This is a genomic window from Brevundimonas sp. (assembly GCF_036405315.1).
GTDB lineage: Bacteria > Pseudomonadota > Alphaproteobacteria > Caulobacterales > Caulobacteraceae > Brevundimonas.
This window is the reverse complement of record NZ_DASWXW010000096.1, coordinates 1-3483: the sequence shown is the minus strand read 5'-3', so window position 1 is coordinate 3483 and position 3483 is coordinate 1. Positions and strand designations below refer to the sequence as shown.

Below are 3483 nucleotides of genomic sequence, written 5' to 3'. Positions count from 1 at the left end.
GAATTGGGCAACTGACATAAGCTGCGCCGCATCAAAAAAGGCCCCGGATCGCTCCGGGGCCTTTCTCTCTTTTTGGCCTACCGCGCTTTGCGCTGCTTGAGGCCGGACCGACCCGAGGATCAGTCCTTCTTGTTGTCGACGCCGTGGCCGAGGGCCTCCACAGCCGTTTCCAGCGTGGCGTCCTCGGTGATGTCGATGCCCTTGGCCAGCTTGGAGTGCCAGAAGCCGTAGGCGGCGTAGATGACCGCGCCGATAGCGGCGTAACCACCCAGCAGCATCAGCGGGAGGGGGTTGTCCTCGGCAGCGTGCTGGAACATCGGGATCAGGTTCTGGCTGGCCAGGAAGAGGCAGGCCAGGATGCCCAGAACCGCGGTGAAGATGCCGCCCGGCACCTTGAACGGACGCTCCATCTCGGGGTGCTTCACGCGCAGGACGATCACCGACAGGCAGACGATGGCGAAGGCCGTCGCGGTGCCCAGCGACACCAGGTCGCCCAGGATCGAGATGGGCAGGAAGGCCGCCGCGATGGCGATCAGGATGCCCAGGACGATCGTGCCGATCCACGGCGTGCGGAACTTGGGATGGACCTTGGCGAAGGACTTCGGCAGCAGGCCGTCGCGGGCCATGGTGTAGAAGACGCGCGTCTGGCCGTAGCAGAGCACCAGCATGACCGAGGACAGACCGGTGATGGCGCCGATCTTGATCAGGAAGGCGATCAGGTTCAGCTGGCCGCTCGGCGAAGCCGCCAGCGGAACATTGGCCCATTCGAGACCCATGCGGTCGATGGCGACGGCGATCGGAGCCGGCGACGCCAGCTCCAGATAGGGCACCACGCCGGTCATGACCGCGGCCACCGCCATGTAGATCAGGGTGCAGACGAACAGAGCGCCCAGGATCCCGATCGGCACGTCCTTGGACGGGTTCTTGGCTTCGGCGGCGGCGGTCGAAACCGCTTCAAAGCCCACATAGGCGAAGAAGATGATGGCCGCGCCGCGGAAGATGCCGCCGACGCCGAACTGACCGGCCTGGCCGGTGGGCTCGGGGATGAAGGGGACCCAGTTGTCCGGGTTGATGTACTGGATGCCGACGGCGATGAAGGTCAGCAGGACGATGATCTTGATGACCACGATGGCGTTGTTGATGTTCGCCGATTCCGACACGCCCAGCACCAGCAGGCCGCAAACGGCGGCGATGCCGACAGCCGCGACCAGGTTGAAGGTGCCCGTCATCGGGAAGGAGGTCGCGCCGGCGTTCTGGACCAGCTGGACCAGGGGTGTGGCCCACTGGGGCCCTTCGCCGCCCGCATATTGGATTGTCGGGAACAGACTGGCGCTGAGGCCGAAGTCGTTCATGATCGACACGACATAGCCAGACCAGCCGACCGCCACGGTAGAGGCCGCGACGCCGTATTCCAGCACCAGCAGCCAGCCCATGATCCAGGCGAAGACCTCGCCCAGGGTGCCATAGGCGTAGGTGTAGGCCGAGCCAGACACCGGCATGGTCGAAGCCAGTTCAGCATAGCACAGGCCCGCAAGGGCGCAGGCGAAGCCGGCGACCACGAAGGACAGCATGATGGCCGGGCCGGCGTTGGCCGAGGCCACCTGACCCGTCAGCACGAAGATGCCGGCGCCGATGATGGCGCCGATGCCCAGGCTCATCAGATTCAACGGGCCCAGGGTGCGTTTCAGCTCGCTCTTGGCGGCTTCCTTCTGGATCTGGGCAATGGATTTTTTAAGAAATAGCCGGTTGCCGGCTGGCTTTACGCCGTCTGCGGACATGAAGTCGCGCCCCCAATTACGCAACGACCCCTCCCGGGTCGTCTTCTTGGGGGCGGACGCTAACCATCCGAAGAGCCGCGCGCAACGCGGTTTCGGTTGGATGAAGCGACGACGACGCTTTCGTGAACAGTGCTGTTGCGGTTAGAGCCCATCTGATGCTGCCGATTCACTCCGTACTGGAGCCGCTGAAAACGGCCTTGGCCGCGACCAATGCGGTCGTCCTGGCCGCCCCGCCTGGGGCGGGCAAGACTACGGTCGTGCCCTTGGCCTTGCTGGATCAGGCATGGCTTGGCGAGGGCAAGGTGCTGGTTCTGGAACCGCGTCGTCTGGCGGCGCGGGCGGCGGCCGACCGGATGGCGGCGAGCCTGGGTCAGAAGGCGGGCGAAACCGTCGGCTATCGCACCCGGCTGCAGAGCCGCGTCGGCCCCGAAACGCGGATCGAGGTCATCACCGAGGGCGTCTTCACGCGGATGATTCTCGACGACCCGGCGCTGGAAGGCGTCGGCGCCGTCCTGTTCGACGAGTTCCACGAACGGAGTCTGGACGCCGATCTGGGCCTGGCCCTGGCGCGCGAGAGCCAGTCGGTGCTGCGCGACGACCTGCGGCTGCTGGTCATGTCGGCTACGCTGGATATCGCGGGGGTGTCGAAACTGCTCGACGGCGCGCCGGTGATTGAGGCCGAGGGGCGGATGTTCCCGGTCGAGACCCTCTATCTGGGCCGAAACGCCGCCGACCGATTCGAGGACGCCGTGGCGCGGGGGGTCATGCAGGCGCTGAGCGATCAGAGCGGGTCGGTGCTGGTCTTCCTGCCAGGGCAGGGTGAGATTCACCGCACGGTTCAGCGTTTGAATGAGCGGCTGCGCGATCCGTCGGTGGATCTCGTCGCTCTCTATGGCGCGCTGGACAAGGGCGAGCAGGACCGGGCCATCGAGCCGGCGCCGCCCGGACGGCGGAAGGTCGTGCTGGCGACCTCGGTGGCCGAGACCAGCCTGACCATCGAGGGCGTGCGGGTGGTGATCGACGGCGGCCTGTCGCGCGTGCCGCGGTTCGAGCCGTCCAGCGGCCTGACCAGATTGGCGACGGTCAAGGTCAGTCGGTCGTCGGCGGAGCAGAGGCGCGGTCGAGCCGGCCGTGTCGAGCCGGGCGTCTGCTATCGCCTGTGGGACGAGGAACAGACGCGGGGTCTGATCCCGCATCAGCGGCCCGAGATTCAGGAAGCCGACCTGACCGCCTTTGCATTGGACCTGGCGCGTTGGGGCGCGAAGTCGGTCGAGGGGTTGGCCCTGCTGGACCCGCCGCCCGCCGGGGCGCTGGCCGAGGCGCGGAAGGTGCTGACCCGGCTGGGGGCGCTGGACGCCAGGGGCGATCTGACGGCGCATGGGCGGCGGCTGACGCGCATCCCCCTGCCGCCGCGACTGGCGCACATGGTGGCTGTGGCCTCGGATCAGGACGACGCCCTGAGCGGGGCCAAGATCGCGGCGGTGCTGAGCGAGCCGGGGCTGGGCGGTAATGGCGTCGAACTGCATGATCGTTTGAAGGGGCTGGAGCGGGATCGTTCGCCAAGGGCGCGCGACGCGATGAAGCTGGCCGAGCGCTGGGCGCGAGCGGCGGGAGGCGGAAGCGGTGGAGAGGCGGACACCGGCCTGCTGCTGGCCGAGGCCTTCCCCGAGCGGATCGCGCGGGCGCGGGGCAAGCCGGGCGAGGT

2 protein-coding genes are annotated in these 3483 nt (G+C 67.4%); one reads left to right on the top strand and one right to left on the bottom strand.

The window, feature by feature from the left end; translation table 11 throughout:
* Nucleotides 1–119: 119 nt before the first annotated feature.
* Complete coding sequence (locus VGE49_RS05885; RefSeq protein WP_331033632.1) at nt 120–1778, bottom strand: amino acid permease; 1659 nt, start codon at nt 1776–1778, stop codon at nt 120–122.
* A gap of 155 nt (nt 1779–1933) precedes the next feature.
* On the opposite strand from VGE49_RS05885, the gene hrpB reads away from it, so the two are divergent.
* Nucleotides 1934–3483 (top strand): ATP-dependent helicase HrpB (gene hrpB / locus VGE49_RS05880; protein ID WP_331033631.1); only part of this gene is annotated, 1550 nt, incomplete at its 3' end.

What these genes read in the sequence shown, in the direction of transcription:
- VGE49_RS05885 (WP_331033632.1), bottom strand. Translation starts at nt 1,778, where the DNA reads ATGTCCGCAGACGGCGTAAAGCCAGCCGGCAACCGGCTATTTCTTAAA.